Source organism: Candidatus Nanopelagicales bacterium, assembly GCA_041393815.1.
Taxonomy (GTDB): Bacteria; Actinomycetota; Actinomycetes; order S36-B12; family JAWKJK01; genus JAWKJK01.
Map to the genome: position 1 here is coordinate 33382 of JAWKJK010000003.1, position 13863 is coordinate 47244.

Below are 13863 nucleotides of genomic sequence, written 5' to 3' on the forward strand. Positions count from 1 at the left end.
GATCACGTGTAGACGGTCAGGAACGTGTCCTTGGCCTCGCGCGCGTAGTAGTCCAGGCCGCGCGGCAGCTGGTCCATCGTCCAGGTGACGCAGGGACGGTCGTAGTTGAAGTTGTAGCCCCCGGCGAAGACCTCGTTGCGGTTGCCGGCAGGGTCGAAGAAGTAGATCGTCTCGCCGCGGGTGATGCCGTGCCGGGTGGGTCCGATGTCGATCGGCACGTCGTCCATGACCAGGATGTCGCCGGCGTCCTGGACCTTGTTCCAGTCCCGCAGCTGGAACGTGAAGTGGTGCAGTCCCCCGTCCTCGCCCTTGATGAGGGCGATGTCGTGGGTCTTGCTGCTGCAGGACAGCCAGGTCGCGATCAGGGGAGCGCCGTCGTCGAGGGAGGCGACCATGCGCTCCACCGGGGCGAAGTCGAGCACGTCGACGAAGAAGCGCTCCGCCGTCTCGACGTCGTCACCCTTGATGAGCATGTGGTCCAGGAACGGGGCGCCGATGCCGCGCAGGTGTCGCGGGGCGGACATCGGGTTGAAGGTGCCGACGTCGGTGCCCACGTACGTCATGTCGTGGTAGAAGTCGACCTGGTGGCCCAGCAGCGAGACGCTGAACCCGTCACCGACCTCGCGGTTGTCGCCCTTGGCGAAGCGGGTCGTGGGCAGGCCGAACCGCTGGGCGGCGGACTCGAAGCGGTCGAGGTCCTCGGAGAAGCGGACCTTGAAGCCCAGTTTGACCAGACCGACGCCACCCTCCTCCAGCACGACGGAGTGGTGGTCCCACTCGTCCCAGCCCTTGTACCAGACGGTGTTCCCGTCGGCCGCGACCTCGTTGAGGCCGACCGTCTCGCCGTAGTGCTTCCGGGCCTCGTCCAGGTCCGTGACACGGACGTGGACGTACCCGAGGCGCATGACGCCCATTCGCGTGCTCCCTTGTTCGGCGGCCTGTCCCGGGGCTGGTCAGACCGGGGTCGGATCGGGTGCTGCTGCACCCTCAGGGAAGCGCAGTGCGACCTGGGTCACACAGGACCGTTCGGGATTCCCGAACGCCGGGCGCCCGTTCCCCGCGCCCGTCCGGAGCACCCGGGACCTAGGTCCCGCAGCGGCCCGGCGCACTAGGGTCGCCGACGTGGCCGCACCCCCCGTCGCCGTGGTCACCGGGGCTACCGGCACTCTCGGCCGCCTGCTGGTGGCGGACCTCGCCGGGCGTGGCATGCGGGTGCTCGCGGTGAGCCGGTCGGGCGCCGGAATCGGGGTCGGCGAGTCGTGGTCCGTCGCGGCCGACCTCGCGTCCGCGGGAGCGGTCATGACGATCCGCGCGGCGCTGCCGCCCGGTGACCTCGCCATGGCCGTCCATGCCGTCGGGCTGCCGGGCTCCCCGGGGGTGCTGGACGTCGACCCCGCCGAGCTCGGCCGGGCCGTGGACCTCAAGGCCGGCGGCCTGCTCCGGCTTCTCGACGCGGTGGGGGACCGGCTGGTCGCGGGGAGCCGCATCGTGGCCGTCGGCGGTCACCTGGGCGCGGAACCGTCCGAGCACTCACCGCTGGCCGGGGTCGCGAACGCGGCGCTGGCCAACCTGGTGCGTCAGCTCGCCGGTCCGCTGGGACGCCGAGGTGCCACCGTCCACCTGGTGGCACCGGGGCCGTTCGACAGCCCCCGCGTGGACGGGCTGGTCGCCGCGCGCGCCGTCGGGGACGGCGTCACCGAGGAGGAGGCCCGTCGGGTCCTGCTCGCGCAATACCCCAGCGGTCGCCTGCCGCGCGCGGAGGAGGTGGCCGGGGTCATCACCATGCTGCTGGAGCCGGGGGCAGCTGCACTGCACGGTGCGACGCTGTCGGCCGACGGCGGCATCCGCCGCGGGATCCTCTAGGAACGAGCCGCGACCGCGTCCTGGCTCAGTCCGTCCCCAACCGGGTCGGGTCGTCGAACGGCGTCACGACGGGCAGCCCCTCGGCCTCGGAGATCCGGCGGCCGATCTGCGCGGCGGCGCCCTTCACCGCCCGGTCGAGCTCCTCGCGCTTGGGCAGGACGCGGAACTCCGGCCCGGACAGGCTGATGGCGCCGACGACGACGCCGTATGCGTCCCGGACCGGCGCCGCCACGCAGGCCACGGCCGGCACGACCTCGCCGGTCTCGTGGGCCACGCCGGTGGCGCGCACCTCGGCGAGCTCCGCGAGGAGGACGTCCCGGTCGGTGATGGTGTGCTCGGTGAAGCGCCGCAGGGGCGCGGAGTCCAGCGCCTGGGCGAGCTGCCGGTCGCTGGCGTGGGCGAGCAGGGCCTTGCCCAGGGCACAGCAGTGCGGAGCGAGCCGCGAACCGACCCGCAGCCCGGCGACCGACACCTGGTGGCGGGCGGCGAACTTGTCCAGGTACAGCACCTCGCCGCGGACGAGCACGGCGAGGTTCGTCGTCTCCCCGGTCTCCTCGTTCAGGGCGCGCAGCACGGGCGCCGCGAGCGAGCGCAGGTTGGTGCCGGCGCGCATGGTCTCGTACAGCTCGACGATCCTCCAGCCGAGCCGGTAGCGCCCGCGTCCCGACGTGGTGAGCAGGCCGGTGTCCACCAGGCTGGTCATGAGCGCGTGCGCGCTGGAGCGGGGTACGCCCAGTGCCTCCGCCGCCTCGCTCACGCCCCACTCGGGGTGCTCGATGGTGAAGAGGTCCAGCAACGGACCGATCTTCTGGATCGTCTGGAGCATGCGCCTCTCACCGCCGGGGGACCGGCTCAGCGTACGCCGGGGCGTACGCCGCGGGGCTCCTCCCGGCAGACTCCTGATCCGCAGGCGCTCAACTGCCGGACGGCTCCAGCAGGCCGGCCATCTCGGCGGCGACGTCGACGATCATGTCCTCCTGCCCGCCGATGACCCCCCGTCGCCCGAGTTCCAAGATGATGTCCTTGGTCGGCACGCCGTACTTCTGCGACGCGCGCTTGGCGAAGTGGAAGAACGTCGAGTAGACGCCCGCATAGCCGATCATCACCGCGGTCTCGTCGATGACCTGCGGTCGCTGCATGATCGGAGCCACCACCTGCTCGGCGGTCTCCAGCAGGGTGAACACGTCGGCGTCGATGGGGTAGCCGGCCCGGGTGAACGCCGCGGCGAGGACCTCGGTGGCGGCGTTGCCGGCGCCGGCCCCCAGCCCGCGCAGCGACCCGTCGATGTACGTCGCGCCGCGCTCCGCGGCGGCCAGCGCGTTGCCGACCCCGACCCCCAGGTTGTTGTGCGCGTGGAAACCGACGTCAGCCCTGATCCGCTGGCGCAGCGCGTCAACCCGCTCGGCGGCGGTGTTGGGGACCAGGGCCCCCGCGGAGTCGACCACGTAGACGACGTCGGCGCCGTACGAGTCCAGCAGCGCGGCCTGGTCGGCCAGCCGGTCCGGCGGCAGCATGTGGCTCATCATCAGGAACGACATCACCGTGAGGCCCTTGTCCTTGGCCCAGGTGATCGGCTGCTGCGCGCAATCGGCCTCCGTGCAGTGGACGGCGACGCGCACCGTCGTGGCACCGGCGTCGATGCAGCCCTGCAGGTCGGTGAGGGTCGCGATCCCCGGGACGTACAGCACCGCGATGCTGGCCCGCGTCGAGGCGCCCACCGCGGCGGCGACGTACTCGGGGTCCGTGGCGGCCGCCCGGCCGAACTGGATCGACGAGCCACCGATCCCGTCGCCGTGCGCGACTTCGATGGTCCCGACGCCGGCCCGGTCCAGGCCGCCGGCGACGGCCGCCACCTGCTCGGTGGTGAACTGGTGCCCGACCGTGTTGGACCCGTCCCGCAGGCTGGTGTCGACGAGGTGGATCAGGTCGCTCATGCCGGGACCTCCACGCTGCGTGCCGACCGCTGTCTGGCCGACGCCATCACGTCGACCACTCGGGCGGCCGCGGCGGTGATGATGTCCAGGTTGCCTGCGTACGTGGGGAGGAAGTCCCCGGCGCCCTCGACCTCGAGCATCACGGTCACCCGGCTGCCCTCGACGTCGAAGAGGCGCAGCCGGTAGCCGGGGACGTACTGCTGGACATCGGCGATCATCTGGCGCACGGACGCCTCGATCGCAGGTGCGTCCGGCCGGCGAACCTCCGCGTAGACCGTGTCCCGCATGATCATCGGTGGCTCGGCCGGGTTGATGATCGCGATCGCCTTGGCCCGGTCGGCACCGCCGACCTGCTGCAGCGCCCGGGCCGTCTTCTCGTTGAACTCCGACAGGTTCAGGCGCGTGCCGGGCCCGGCGGACTTCGACGACAGCGCCGCCACGATCTCCCCGTACTCGACGTCCGCGACTCGGTCGATGGCGTGCATGATCGGGATCGTCGCCTGGCCGGCGCACGAGACCATGTTCACGTTGACCGCGCCGACGTGGTCGGTGAGGTTCACGGCGGGGACCACGTACGGCCCTACCGACGCGGGCGTGAGGTCGATGGCCGTGATCCCGGCCTCCAGGTAGCGGGGTGCTGCGGCGGTGTGCACCTTGGCCGAGGTCGCCTCGAACAGGAACGTGGGCAACTCGTCCTGGGCCAGCAGCCAGTCCACGCCCTCCGCGGACGTCTCCAGCCCGAGGCTGCGCGCCCGGGCCAGGCCCTCGGACTGCGGGTCCACGCCGACCATCCAGCGGGGCCGGACGGTCCGCGACCGCAGCAGCTTGTAGAGCAGGTCGGTCCCGATGTTGCCGGAGCCGACGATCGCGACGTCGAACACGGGCGCTCCTCCCGGTGGCGCTGGACGATCTCCTGACCCGGCACCAGGGTGGCGAAGGCCCGACCGGCGGGGGCGTCCCGTTCGGAACTGCCGAACGACGGCCGGCAGGCAGAGGCCCGCCGTGCGCGCATCCGGGCTTACGGGGTCAGCTGCTCCAGGCCAGACCCCAGCCGCGGGGGAACTGGATCCGGTGCGGGGGCAGCCCCTTGGTGCGGATCGCCACCGGGAGCCTTCCTGTGGGCGTGCGGCCGACCAGCACGCTGGCGACGGCCTGCAGGTTGGTCGGCGTGTAGCCGTACGACGTGACGACGGCGGCGGCGCCGGAGGCCCAGGCCGCGTCGTACGGGCCATCGACGGGCACGACCACCACGGGAACCCCGGTGCCGATGAGCGCGGGTATCAGCCGCTTCTGCCCGCCGTCACCGAAGACGTCGTAGGTCAGCAGCACCACCGCATCGGCCTTGCGCGCGGCGGCCACCGCGCCGGCGATGGTCTGGGCGGTGGCGCCGAAGCCGGTGACCATCGACGTCGTACGGAACCCCATGGCGGACAGCGTCGACGCCATCTGCGGCACCGCGGTGGTCCCCGTGCCGGCGACCAGGACATCGTCGACCCACGGACCGAGGGGCACGCGTGCGCCCTTCGGGCCGATGAGCGTCACCGAGTCGAGCGCGACCCGCCCCATCGTGGCCAGGTGGTCGGGCGTCCCGACGGTGGCACCGATCTCGGCCAGCGAACCGCGCCACGGCGGGTCGAGCATGCCGGCCTTCAGCTTCATCTCCAGGATGCGGCGCACGGAGTCGTCCAGCCGCTGCCGGGTGATCGTCCCGTCGCGCACCGCCGAGCGGATGGCCTGCACCGCGGCCGGGAGGTTGACTGGCATGAGCAGCATGTCGTTGCCCGCGAGGATCGCCTGGACCACAACACGCTTGGGCGGGATGGCCTGCAGCGCAGCGGCTTGCAGCGTGTCGGTGATGACGGCGCCGTCGAAGCCCAGCTCGTCGCGCAGGATCCCGGTGATCACCCGGCGGGACAGGCTGGTCGGCGTGGTCGAGCCCACGAGCTTGGGCGCGACCAGGTGCGCGGTCAGCACCGACTCGACGTCGGCGTCGATGGCGGCGGCGAACGCGGGCAGGTCCCGCGATCGGAACTGAGCCGCTGTCTGGCTGGACAGCGCGATCGCCACGTCGCTGTTCTGCTTGGAGCTGCCCAGGCCGGGGAAGTGCTTGACCGCGGACGCGACGCCGCCGGCCCGCTGGCCCTGAACGGCCGCACGCACGTACGCGGGCACCCGCTGCGGGTCGTCGCCGAAGCTGCGCGCGCCGTCGACCTGGTTGTACTGCTGGGTGTTCACGTCGGCGACCGGCGCGAGGTTCCAGGTGACGCCCAGCGCGCGCATCTCCTGGGCCATGACCGAGCCGACGAGGTACGCGTTGCGCGGGTCACCGGTCGCGCCCACGGCCATGTTCCCCGGCGACATGCTGGCGGGCGTACCCAGCCGCCAGACCGTGCCGCCCTCCTGGTCGATCGAGATCGACAGCGGGACGTTCGCGCCGCTGTCGACCGCCGTGCGCTGCAGGCTGCCAGACAGGGCCGCGAGCTGCTGGGGTGAGGTGATGTTCGCGCTGAAGTAGATGACCCCGCCGACGTGGTACCGGCGCACCGCCTGCGCCGCGGTGTCGACCCCGAGGGCCTGCCGATTGGCTTTGGCGTTGGTGGCGTTGGTCGACTTCGACGCCGTCCCGGCGAAGCTCACGACGAACAGCTGGCCGATCCGCTCCGCCAGCGTCATGCGGGCCAGGGTCCGCTCCACCCGTCGGTGGTCCGCCGCGGTCAGCTGCGTGGTCACTCGCGTCCGCGCCGAGGCGGCGACTTGCTGCGGGGTCCCGGCGGACGTCCCGGGGGCCATGGCGGCGGGCGTGGTCGTCGTCCGGGACGTCGCGGTCCGGGAGGTGGTGTCCGCCTGAGCCCCGAGCGGACCCGACACGGTGGGGACGGCCACGACCGCCAACGCCAGCAGGGTCAGGACCGTGCGCCGTGCGGCCGACATGGGGCACGACGCTAGCCGCAGTCGATCTTCCGCGGAAGATCGCGGCGGGATTGGTTGCCCGCGCCGGCTGCCGGAGGCACCGCGGCCTACACCGTCCTGCTTCTCTGGGGGGTCGCGGTGGGGGTCAGGCAGGTCCGGCAGGGCTACCGGGCCCCGACCGGCTACTCAACCAGCGGTCATCGCCGACCGCGGCCACCGGTGGCAGGGCCTGCCGCAGTGCGTCGTCCGGGCTACGTCCCGGTCAGGTAGGCACCCACCGCGTCCACCAGCGCCACCGGGTACGCGGCGACCTGGCGCAGGTCCACCCACTCGTCCACGGCATGCAGGCCCCCGCCCGCCGGTCCGCAGACGACGGCCGGGATGCCGGCGCGCTGCCACAGCGCCGACTCCATCCAGTAGGGGGCGCCGACGTGCGACGGGGCGCCGGCGCCCGCGCGCGGCAGCGCGCTCCGCAGCAGTCCCATGAGCTCCTCCGCCGCGCCGGTGGAGTCCGCCTCCCAGGCGTCGCGGGCGAGAACCTCCTGCGCCTCTGCCCGGGCGAGCGGTTCGGCGTCGTTGATGTCCCGGAGCAGCTGGCGGACCTCGCGCACGGCGACGTCGACAGGCTCGCCGGGCAGGGTCCGCCGCTCGACGAGGGCCTCGGCCTCGGCCGCGATCGTGAAGGGCGCAGATCCGCCGCGGGCCACCGAGACGAGCAGCGACCCGTGACCGAGCAGCGGGTAGGGCGGCACCTTGTGCAGCGCATCGTCGTGCTCCCGTACGGCGGCGAGCAGCCGGCCGAGGTGGGCGATCGCGTCCACGCCCTCCTCGGGGCGGGAGGTGTGGGCGCCTCGGCCCCGGATCGTCGCGCGCACGAGGGCGTAGCCGCGGTGCGCCACGGCCAGGTCCAGCCAGGTCGGCTCCCCGACGAGGCACACGTCGGCGCGCAGCCCGCGTCCGGCCATCGTCTCGATGACCGTCTCCGTGCCGAGCGAGGCGTCCTCCTCGTCCGCCACGAACGCGCAGACGACGGTGCCGGCAACACCCTGGGCCGCAAGCGCTTCCGCGGCCACCACCTGCCCGGCAACACCTGCCTTCATGTCGCACGTGCCGCGCCCGTACATGCGCTGGCCCTCGATGCGCGCCGTGAACGGGTCGTCCATGCCGTCGACGCCGACGGTGTCCAGGTGCCCGTTGAGCACCACCGCGGGTCCTGGTCCGGCGGTCCGCACGGCGAGCAGGCTCACCCGATCCGGCGATTCTGGCGGCACCACCAGCGCCACCTCGTAGCCGGCGGCGTCCAGCCGGTCGGCGACCAGCAGCGCCGCGGCCCGCTCACCGGGTGCGCCGGGCACCAGCCCGGGGTTGACCGAGTCCACGGCCACCAGGTCCCGGGTCAGGTCGACCGCCGCGCGGCCGAGGTCGTCGGTCACCGGTCGTCCTCGGCGGTCAGCCGAAGAGCGCGCTGTAGCCGTTGATCGCGGGCTGCCCGCCCAGGTGGGCGAACAGGACGGTCGATCCCGGGTCGATCTCCTTGCGGGACACCAGGTCGATCAACCCCGCCATCGACTTCCCCTCGTACACCGGGTCGGTGATCATGCCCTCGAGCCGGGCGGCGGTGCGCATGGCGTCCAGCGTCTGCCCGTCCGGGATCCCGTAGATGCCGGCGTGGTAGCGCTCGTCCAGCTCCACGTCCGCCGCGGTGACCGGTGCCTCGACGCCGATCTTCGCTGCGGTGTCGGCGGCGATCCGGGTGATCTGCGCGTGCGTCTCCGCCGGCTTCGCGGACCCGTCGATGCCGAGCACACGTCGGGGTCGCCCGCCCGCCTGCTCCAGCGCGCGGAACCCGGCGACCATCCCGGCCTGCGTGCTGCCGGTGACGGAGTTGACGATGACGGTGTCGAAGAAGACGCCGAGCTCCTGCTCCTGCTGGGCGACCTCGTACGCCCAGCCGGCGAAGCCCAGGCCGCCGAGCGGGTGGGCGGAGGCGCCTGCGGGGATGGCGTACGGAGATCCGCCGTTGTCACGGACCTCCTGCAGGGCGTTCTCCCAGGACTGCTTGAAGCCGATCCCGAAGTCGGCGTTGACGAGCCGGACGTCGGCGCCCGCCAGCCGGCTGAGCAGGATGTTGCCGACCTTGTCGTAGACCGCGTCCGGCCAGTCGACCCATGACTCCTGCAGCAGGACGCACCTCAGCCCGACGTGGGCCGCCACGGCCGCGACCTGCCGGGTGTGGTTGGACTGGACGCCGCCGATCGAGACGAGGGTGTCGCAGCCCTGCGCCAGGGCGTCGGCGACGAGGTACTCCAGTTTGCGGGTCTTGTTGCCGCCGAACGCGATCCCGCTGTTGCAGTCCTCCCGCTTGGCCCACACCGACGCACCGCCGAGATGCTCGGTCAGGCGGGGGAGCGGGTGGACCGGGGACGGCCCGAACAGCAGGGGGTGGCGCGGGAAGTCGGCGAGCGTCGTCATCGCGCCATCGTGCCGGATGCCGACGGGCTGCCGGACCCGAACGGTCGGTCGGGCGGTCAGCCGGCCAGCGGCCACTCGGTGGGCTCGTCCGGGACGTCGGCCGCCCGCGCGATGGCGAGCAGGTCGTCCACCGTGAGGTCGAGCCCGTCGAGGGTGAGGAGCAGCTCGTTGAGGTCGGGCCGCAGCAGGCGGCCGAGCGCGTCGCCGACGCCGGTGACCAGGGTGGTCGCGGTCATGGACGCCTCCATGCGGTCGGGGCGGCGGGCGGTGCCGGCCACCGGGGGCGGTCCGGGGACGGCGGGTATCACCGCCTCCGGGACGCGTGCCAGGGCTTTGGTCACGCGGGTGTCGGGTCCTCAGTATGCAACGAGCAGGACGTCTGGCCGTGGCCCTGCGTTCGTGTGTCGTTCACCTTCCATTCACCTCGAGGGAGCATCCCTCGGGAGGACCGCAGCGTCGCAACGGATTCGGTCGTGAGCAGCAGGATCGACCACGGATCGGGTGGCGACGGCCCGTGGCGAGCGTCACACACCTGGTGCGAGGGCCCACGCGTGCGCCGCGCCTCCCCGGCGCGTCCCGGCTAGCGTCCGAGAGGGCCCGGCCCGCCGTTGCGGACGGGTTCCCGTCGACGCCGGGAGGCATCCGTGTGCACCGACCTCAGACTCGTGCGCTGGACCGGCGGCCAGGTCAGCGCCCGCACGCTGGACTTCGCCGTGGAGCTCGACTCGACGGTCCGGGTCGTCCCGCGGGGCCAGGCCTGGTCGGCCACGGCGACCGGGACGGCCGCTCCCACGCTCACGTGGACCAACGACCTGGGATTCGTCGGCTTGACGGGGCACCGACGCCGACGAGCGTCCGGAGTCCCGGGAGACGCCATGGCCACGCGCTACAAGCCCTACCCCGACGTCCCTCGCTCCCGTCGCTGGACGTTCCTGCGGGACGCGATCGTCGTCGTGAGCCTGGTCTTCTTCGTCGTCGCCGGGGTGGCGGTCTACCGGCTGGTCGACGGGCTGCAGGTGCTGGCGGACGGCCTGATCGAGACCGGCACGAGCATCGAGGGCGGCTTCGACCGCGCCGCCGACGCCGTGGGCGGCCTCCCGATCGTGGGGGAGTCGCTGCGCGACGGGCTCGCGTCCGCCGGGAACGCCACCGGAGGCGAGCTGGTGTCCTTCGGCGTCACCGGGCAGGAGACCGTGCACCGGCTCGCCGTGGTCCTCGGCTGGCTGATCGGCCTGGTCCCGCCCCTGGCGATCCTCGTGGTCTACGTACCCATCCGGCTGAGACGGATGCGGGAGCTCGGTGCCGCGAGTCTGCTGCTCGCCGGTGTCCGCGACGAGGAGCACGTGCGGCTGCTGGCGATGCGCGCGGCTCTCACGCTGCCCTACCGGGAGCTGGCTCGCTACACCACCGACCCGTTCGGCGACCTGGTCACGGGGCGGTACGGCCCGCTCCTGGATGCGGCCCTGGACGACGCCGGCGTCCTGCCCGCCCACCTGGTCGGCACCCGCTGACCCGGCACTCCTGACTGGAGAATCAGGAGGCGGAGAATCGCTCCACCGCGCGCATCTTGTTCATCGCGTCGAGCGCGGCCACCTTGTAGGCCTCGGACAGCGTGGGGTAGTTGAACACCGTGTCGACGAGGTGGTCGATCGTGCCGCCACAGGTCATGATCGCCTGCCCGATGTGGACCAGTTCCGTGGCGTTGGTCCCGAACACGTGCACTCCGAGCAGGTGCCGGGTCTGGGTCGAGACCAGCAGCTTGAGCATCCCGTACGAGTCCCCGATGATCTGGCCCCGAGCGAGCTCCCGGTAGCGCGAGATCCCGACCTCGTACGGCACGGACGACTCGGTCAGCTCGTCCTCGGTGCGCCCGCAGTAGCTGATCTCGGGCACCGTGTAGATCCCGATCGGCTGCAGCGACAGCAGCGAGTGCACGGGCTCGCCGCAGGCGTGGTACGCGGCGAGCCGGCCCTGCTCCATGGACGTCGCGGCCAACGCCGGGAACCCGATGACGTCGCCGACCGCATAGATGCTCGGCACGTCGGTGCGGAACCACTCGTCGACCGCGATCCGCCCGCGACGATCCGCGGTCAGGCCCGCCGCCTCCAGGTCGAGGTCGTCGGTGGCTCCCTGGCGGCCGGCGGAGTACATCACCGTGTCCGCCGGGATGCGCTTGCCGCTGGCCAGCGTGGTGACCGTCCCGTTGTCGTCGCTCTCCACGGAGGCGACCGTCTCCCCGAAGCGGAACGTCACCGACAGGTCGCGCAGGTGGAACTTCAGCGCCTCCACGATCTCCGCGTCACAGAAGTCGAGCATCCGGTCGCGCTGCTCGACGACGGTCACCCGCGTCCCGAGCGCGGCGAACATGGACGCGTACTCGATCCCGATGACGCCTGCGCCGACCACGACCATGGTCTGCGGCACCGTGTCGAGCTCGAGGATCCCGTCGGAGTCGACGATGCGGCGGCCGTCGAACTGGACCTGCTCCGGCCGGGCCGGGCGCGTGCCCACGGCGATCACGATCTTCTCCGCGGAGACGACCCGGTCGTGCTCGGAGTCGTGCGGCCGCACCGCGACGGTGTGCTGGTCCAGGAAGCGGCCGGTCCCGTTGATGAGCGTGACGCGGTTGCGGAACAGCTGGCTGCGCACGATCTCGATCTCGCGGCCGATGACGTGCTGGGTGCGCGCGAGCAGGTCCTGGACGGTGATGTCCTCCTTCACCCGGTAGTTCTGGCCGTACAGGTCGCGCATGTTGAGGCCGGTCAGGTAGAGCACGGCCTCGCGCAGGGTCTTGGACGGGATGGTCCCGGTGTTGATGCAGACGCCGCCCACCATGTGCCGTCGCTCGATGACGGCCGCCCGGCGGCCGAGCTTGGCGGCCGCGATGGCCGCCTTCTGCCCGCCCGGGCCGGAGCCGATGACGAGCAGGTCGACGTCGTCCTGGGACACACGCACACCCCAACAGGTGTGGGGGCCCCTGGCAACAGGTTCGGGCGGACGGCTCTGGCGTCCGGTCCGCTGTCGCGTCACCGTGGTGAGGTGCGCCGCGAGCTCCGGTGGAGTGGCCGAGGGGCGACGGTGGCGGCCCTCGCCGCCGCCCTGCTGACCCTCGTGGGTGGCTGTGCGACGACAGGCGACACCCGCGCAGCCCCATCCTCGGCCGGGTCCGAGGACCCGGCCGCGCGGGTCGTCACCGCGGACTACCGCCCGGGGCTGTCCGCGACGCTCCGCCTGCCCGTGGCCACCGGCCCCGCGACGCTGGTGGTCCTGGTCCCCGGCGGCGGATGGCAGACCGCCGACCCCGCCGGCCTGGTCCCGCTGGCGCAGACCCTGACCTCGGCGGGCGCGGCGACCGCCACGATCACGTATGGCACCGCGTCGACCGGTGCGGTCTTCCCCGAGCCGGCCGATGACGTGGCCTGCGCCGTCCGCTGGGCCGCGGCCACCGCGACCCGGCGTGGCGTCGCGCCCGAGCAGGTCGTGCTGCTCGGCCACTCCGCCGGGGGCCACCTGGCCGCGCTGGTGACCCTGGCGGGCAACGAGTTCGGTGCGGACTGCCCCGACCCAGCGGTCGACATCGACGCCCTGGTCGGCCTGGCCGGCGTCTACCGCGTCGGCGCGGCGGCGGAGGTCGCCGTCTCACTGTTCGGCGTCGCGCCGGGGGAGGATCCCGAGCGGTGGCAGCGTGGCGACCCGACCTGGTGGGCGGACCACGGTGGCCCCTGGCCGGGATTGCGGGTGCTACTCCTGCACGGCGACGCGGACACCCTGGTGCCCGTGACCCAGACGTCGATGCTCGGCGACGCCCTCGACCGTCGCGGCGTCGACGTCACCGTGCGGATCGTGCCCGAGGCGACCCACCAGAGCCTGTACGAGCAGGCGGTCGCCGCCCCGCTCGTGCTCGGGTGGCTCGGCCTGGAAGACCCCGCGGCTCAGTCCCAGGCCACCGGCACCGTGGCCCCGGCCGGCTGGAAGCCCGTGGCGGCGGGGTCGGCCGGGAGCGCGTCGTCGAGGTAGGCGCGCAGCAGCGCGGTGACGGTGGTGCGTGCCGCGTCGGGTTCGCGCCCGCCGCCGCACAGCCGCCGCCCGAGCGCGCGCTCCCAGCCGTCGAGGACGTCGGCGTGGCCGCAGTCGTCGACGGCGGCGTGCCATGCGCGCGGGTCGGCGGCGGCAAATGCCCGGTGGCCCAGGCGTTCAGGTGCGCAGCGACCGCCTCGTGCCGCGCCCACCACCAGGGTCCGGCGCAGGCCGTGCGGCGCCGTCCGACTGGCGTCCGGCCGGGTCCGTGGGCCGGCGCCGTCCACAGGATCGACCAGCGCCAGGCCGTCCGGTGGCACCGCTCCTGCCGCGCGCCACGCGACCTGGCCGCCACGGGAGTGACCGGCCAGCCACAGCTCACGGCCCTCGTCGCGGGTCCGACGGCACAGCGACTCGAGCAGCATCGCCTCCTCCGCCGGCGACGGGTGGCCGAGCAGCGCCCGCGGCCCCCTTCGGTACAGCCCCACGACTACGACCTCCAGGCCCGCCACCGCCAGCGGAGCCAGCAGCGACCGGTACCCGGCGGGGGAACCGAGGAACCCGGGGACGAACAGCAGCCGGCGCGAACCGGGTCGTCCCAGCCGCAGCACGCCCCCGGTGGGGTCCATCGCGTCCTCGCCTTCGCCCTGCGGTCACGGGCCCTCGG

The 13863-nt window shown here is 73.0% G+C and carries 13 protein-coding genes; 3 read left to right on the plus strand and 10 right to left on the minus strand.

Annotation, left to right across the window (positions count from 1 at the left end; genetic code table 11):
- Positions 1 to 2: 2 nt before the first annotated feature.
- The gene (locus R2737_09740) at positions 3 to 914 is read right to left on the minus strand and encodes a catechol 2,3-dioxygenase (protein ID MEZ5116535.1); all 912 of its coding nucleotides are present in this window, start codon (positions 912 to 914) and stop codon (positions 3 to 5) included.
- Between the two features lie 208 nt (positions 915 to 1122).
- Here R2737_09740 and R2737_09745 point away from each other — a divergent pair, with 208 nt between their 5' ends.
- A complete protein-coding gene (locus R2737_09745) occupies positions 1123 to 1863 on the plus strand; it encodes an SDR family oxidoreductase (GenBank protein ID MEZ5116536.1) in 741 nt (246 codons plus the stop codon).
- Positions 1864 to 1888: 25 nt separating this feature from the next.
- Here the strand turns inward: R2737_09745 and R2737_09750 are convergent, their stop codons facing one another.
- From R2737_09750 to R2737_09780, 7 genes are all read right to left on the minus strand, one after another.
- Positions 1889 to 2689 carry an IclR family transcriptional regulator gene (locus R2737_09750; GenBank protein MEZ5116537.1) on the minus strand — a complete coding sequence of 267 codons (801 nt, stop codon included), beginning with the start codon at positions 2687 to 2689 and terminating at the stop codon, positions 1889 to 1891.
- Between the two features lie 88 nt (positions 2690 to 2777).
- Entirely contained in the window at positions 2778 to 3797 is a 1020-nt protein-coding gene (gene dmpG, locus R2737_09755; GenBank protein ID MEZ5116538.1) for a 4-hydroxy-2-oxovalerate aldolase, read from the minus strand.
- The gene (locus R2737_09760) at positions 3794 to 4678 is read right to left on the minus strand and encodes an acetaldehyde dehydrogenase (acetylating) (GenBank protein MEZ5116539.1); all 885 of its coding nucleotides are present in this window, start codon (positions 4676 to 4678) and stop codon (positions 3794 to 3796) included. Before R2737_09760 ends, dmpG begins: the two co-directional genes overlap by 4 nt.
- Before the next feature lie 145 nt (positions 4679 to 4823).
- Positions 4824 to 6728, minus strand: a complete 1905-nt coding sequence (locus R2737_09765) for a glycoside hydrolase family 3 protein (GenBank protein MEZ5116540.1) — start codon at positions 6726 to 6728, stop codon at positions 4824 to 4826.
- Positions 6729 to 6958: 230 nt separating this feature from the next.
- On the minus strand, positions 6959 to 8140 hold the full coding sequence (locus tag R2737_09770) for a M20/M25/M40 family metallo-hydrolase (protein MEZ5116541.1): 1182 nt from the start codon (positions 8138 to 8140) through the stop codon (positions 6959 to 6961).
- A gap of 16 nt (positions 8141 to 8156) precedes the next feature.
- Positions 8157 to 9179: a 1-aminocyclopropane-1-carboxylate deaminase gene (locus R2737_09775; protein ID MEZ5116542.1), complete on the minus strand. Its 1023-nt coding sequence runs from the start codon at positions 9177 to 9179 to the stop codon at positions 8157 to 8159.
- Between the two features lie 56 nt (positions 9180 to 9235).
- Entirely contained in the window at positions 9236 to 9415 is a 180-nt protein-coding gene (locus tag R2737_09780) for a hypothetical protein (GenBank protein ID MEZ5116543.1), read from the minus strand.
- Between the two features lie 408 nt (positions 9416 to 9823).
- Here R2737_09780 and R2737_09785 point away from each other — a divergent pair, with 408 nt between their 5' ends.
- Positions 9824 to 10690 carry a hypothetical protein gene (locus R2737_09785; protein ID MEZ5116544.1) on the plus strand — a complete coding sequence of 289 codons (867 nt, stop codon included), beginning with the start codon at positions 9824 to 9826 and terminating at the stop codon, positions 10688 to 10690.
- Positions 10691 to 10712: 22 nt separating this feature from the next.
- On the opposite strand, the gene sthA is transcribed toward R2737_09785, so the two are convergent.
- Positions 10713 to 12128 (minus strand): Si-specific NAD(P)(+) transhydrogenase, encoded by a 1416-nt coding sequence (sthA, locus tag R2737_09790; GenBank protein MEZ5116545.1) that lies wholly within the window; start codon positions 12126 to 12128, stop codon positions 10713 to 10715.
- Positions 12129 to 12257: 129 nt separating this feature from the next.
- On the opposite strand from sthA, the gene R2737_09795 reads away from it, so the two are divergent.
- Positions 12258 to 13196, plus strand: coding sequence for an alpha/beta hydrolase (locus R2737_09795; protein ID MEZ5116546.1), 939 nt, complete (start codon positions 12258 to 12260; stop codon positions 13194 to 13196).
- Here R2737_09795 and R2737_09800 read toward each other — a convergent pair.
- Complete coding sequence (locus tag R2737_09800; GenBank protein ID MEZ5116547.1) at positions 13112 to 13825, minus strand: hypothetical protein; 714 nt, start codon at positions 13823 to 13825, stop codon at positions 13112 to 13114. The genes R2737_09795 and R2737_09800 overlap by 85 nt on opposite strands.
- Positions 13826 to 13863: the final 38 nt, after the last annotated feature.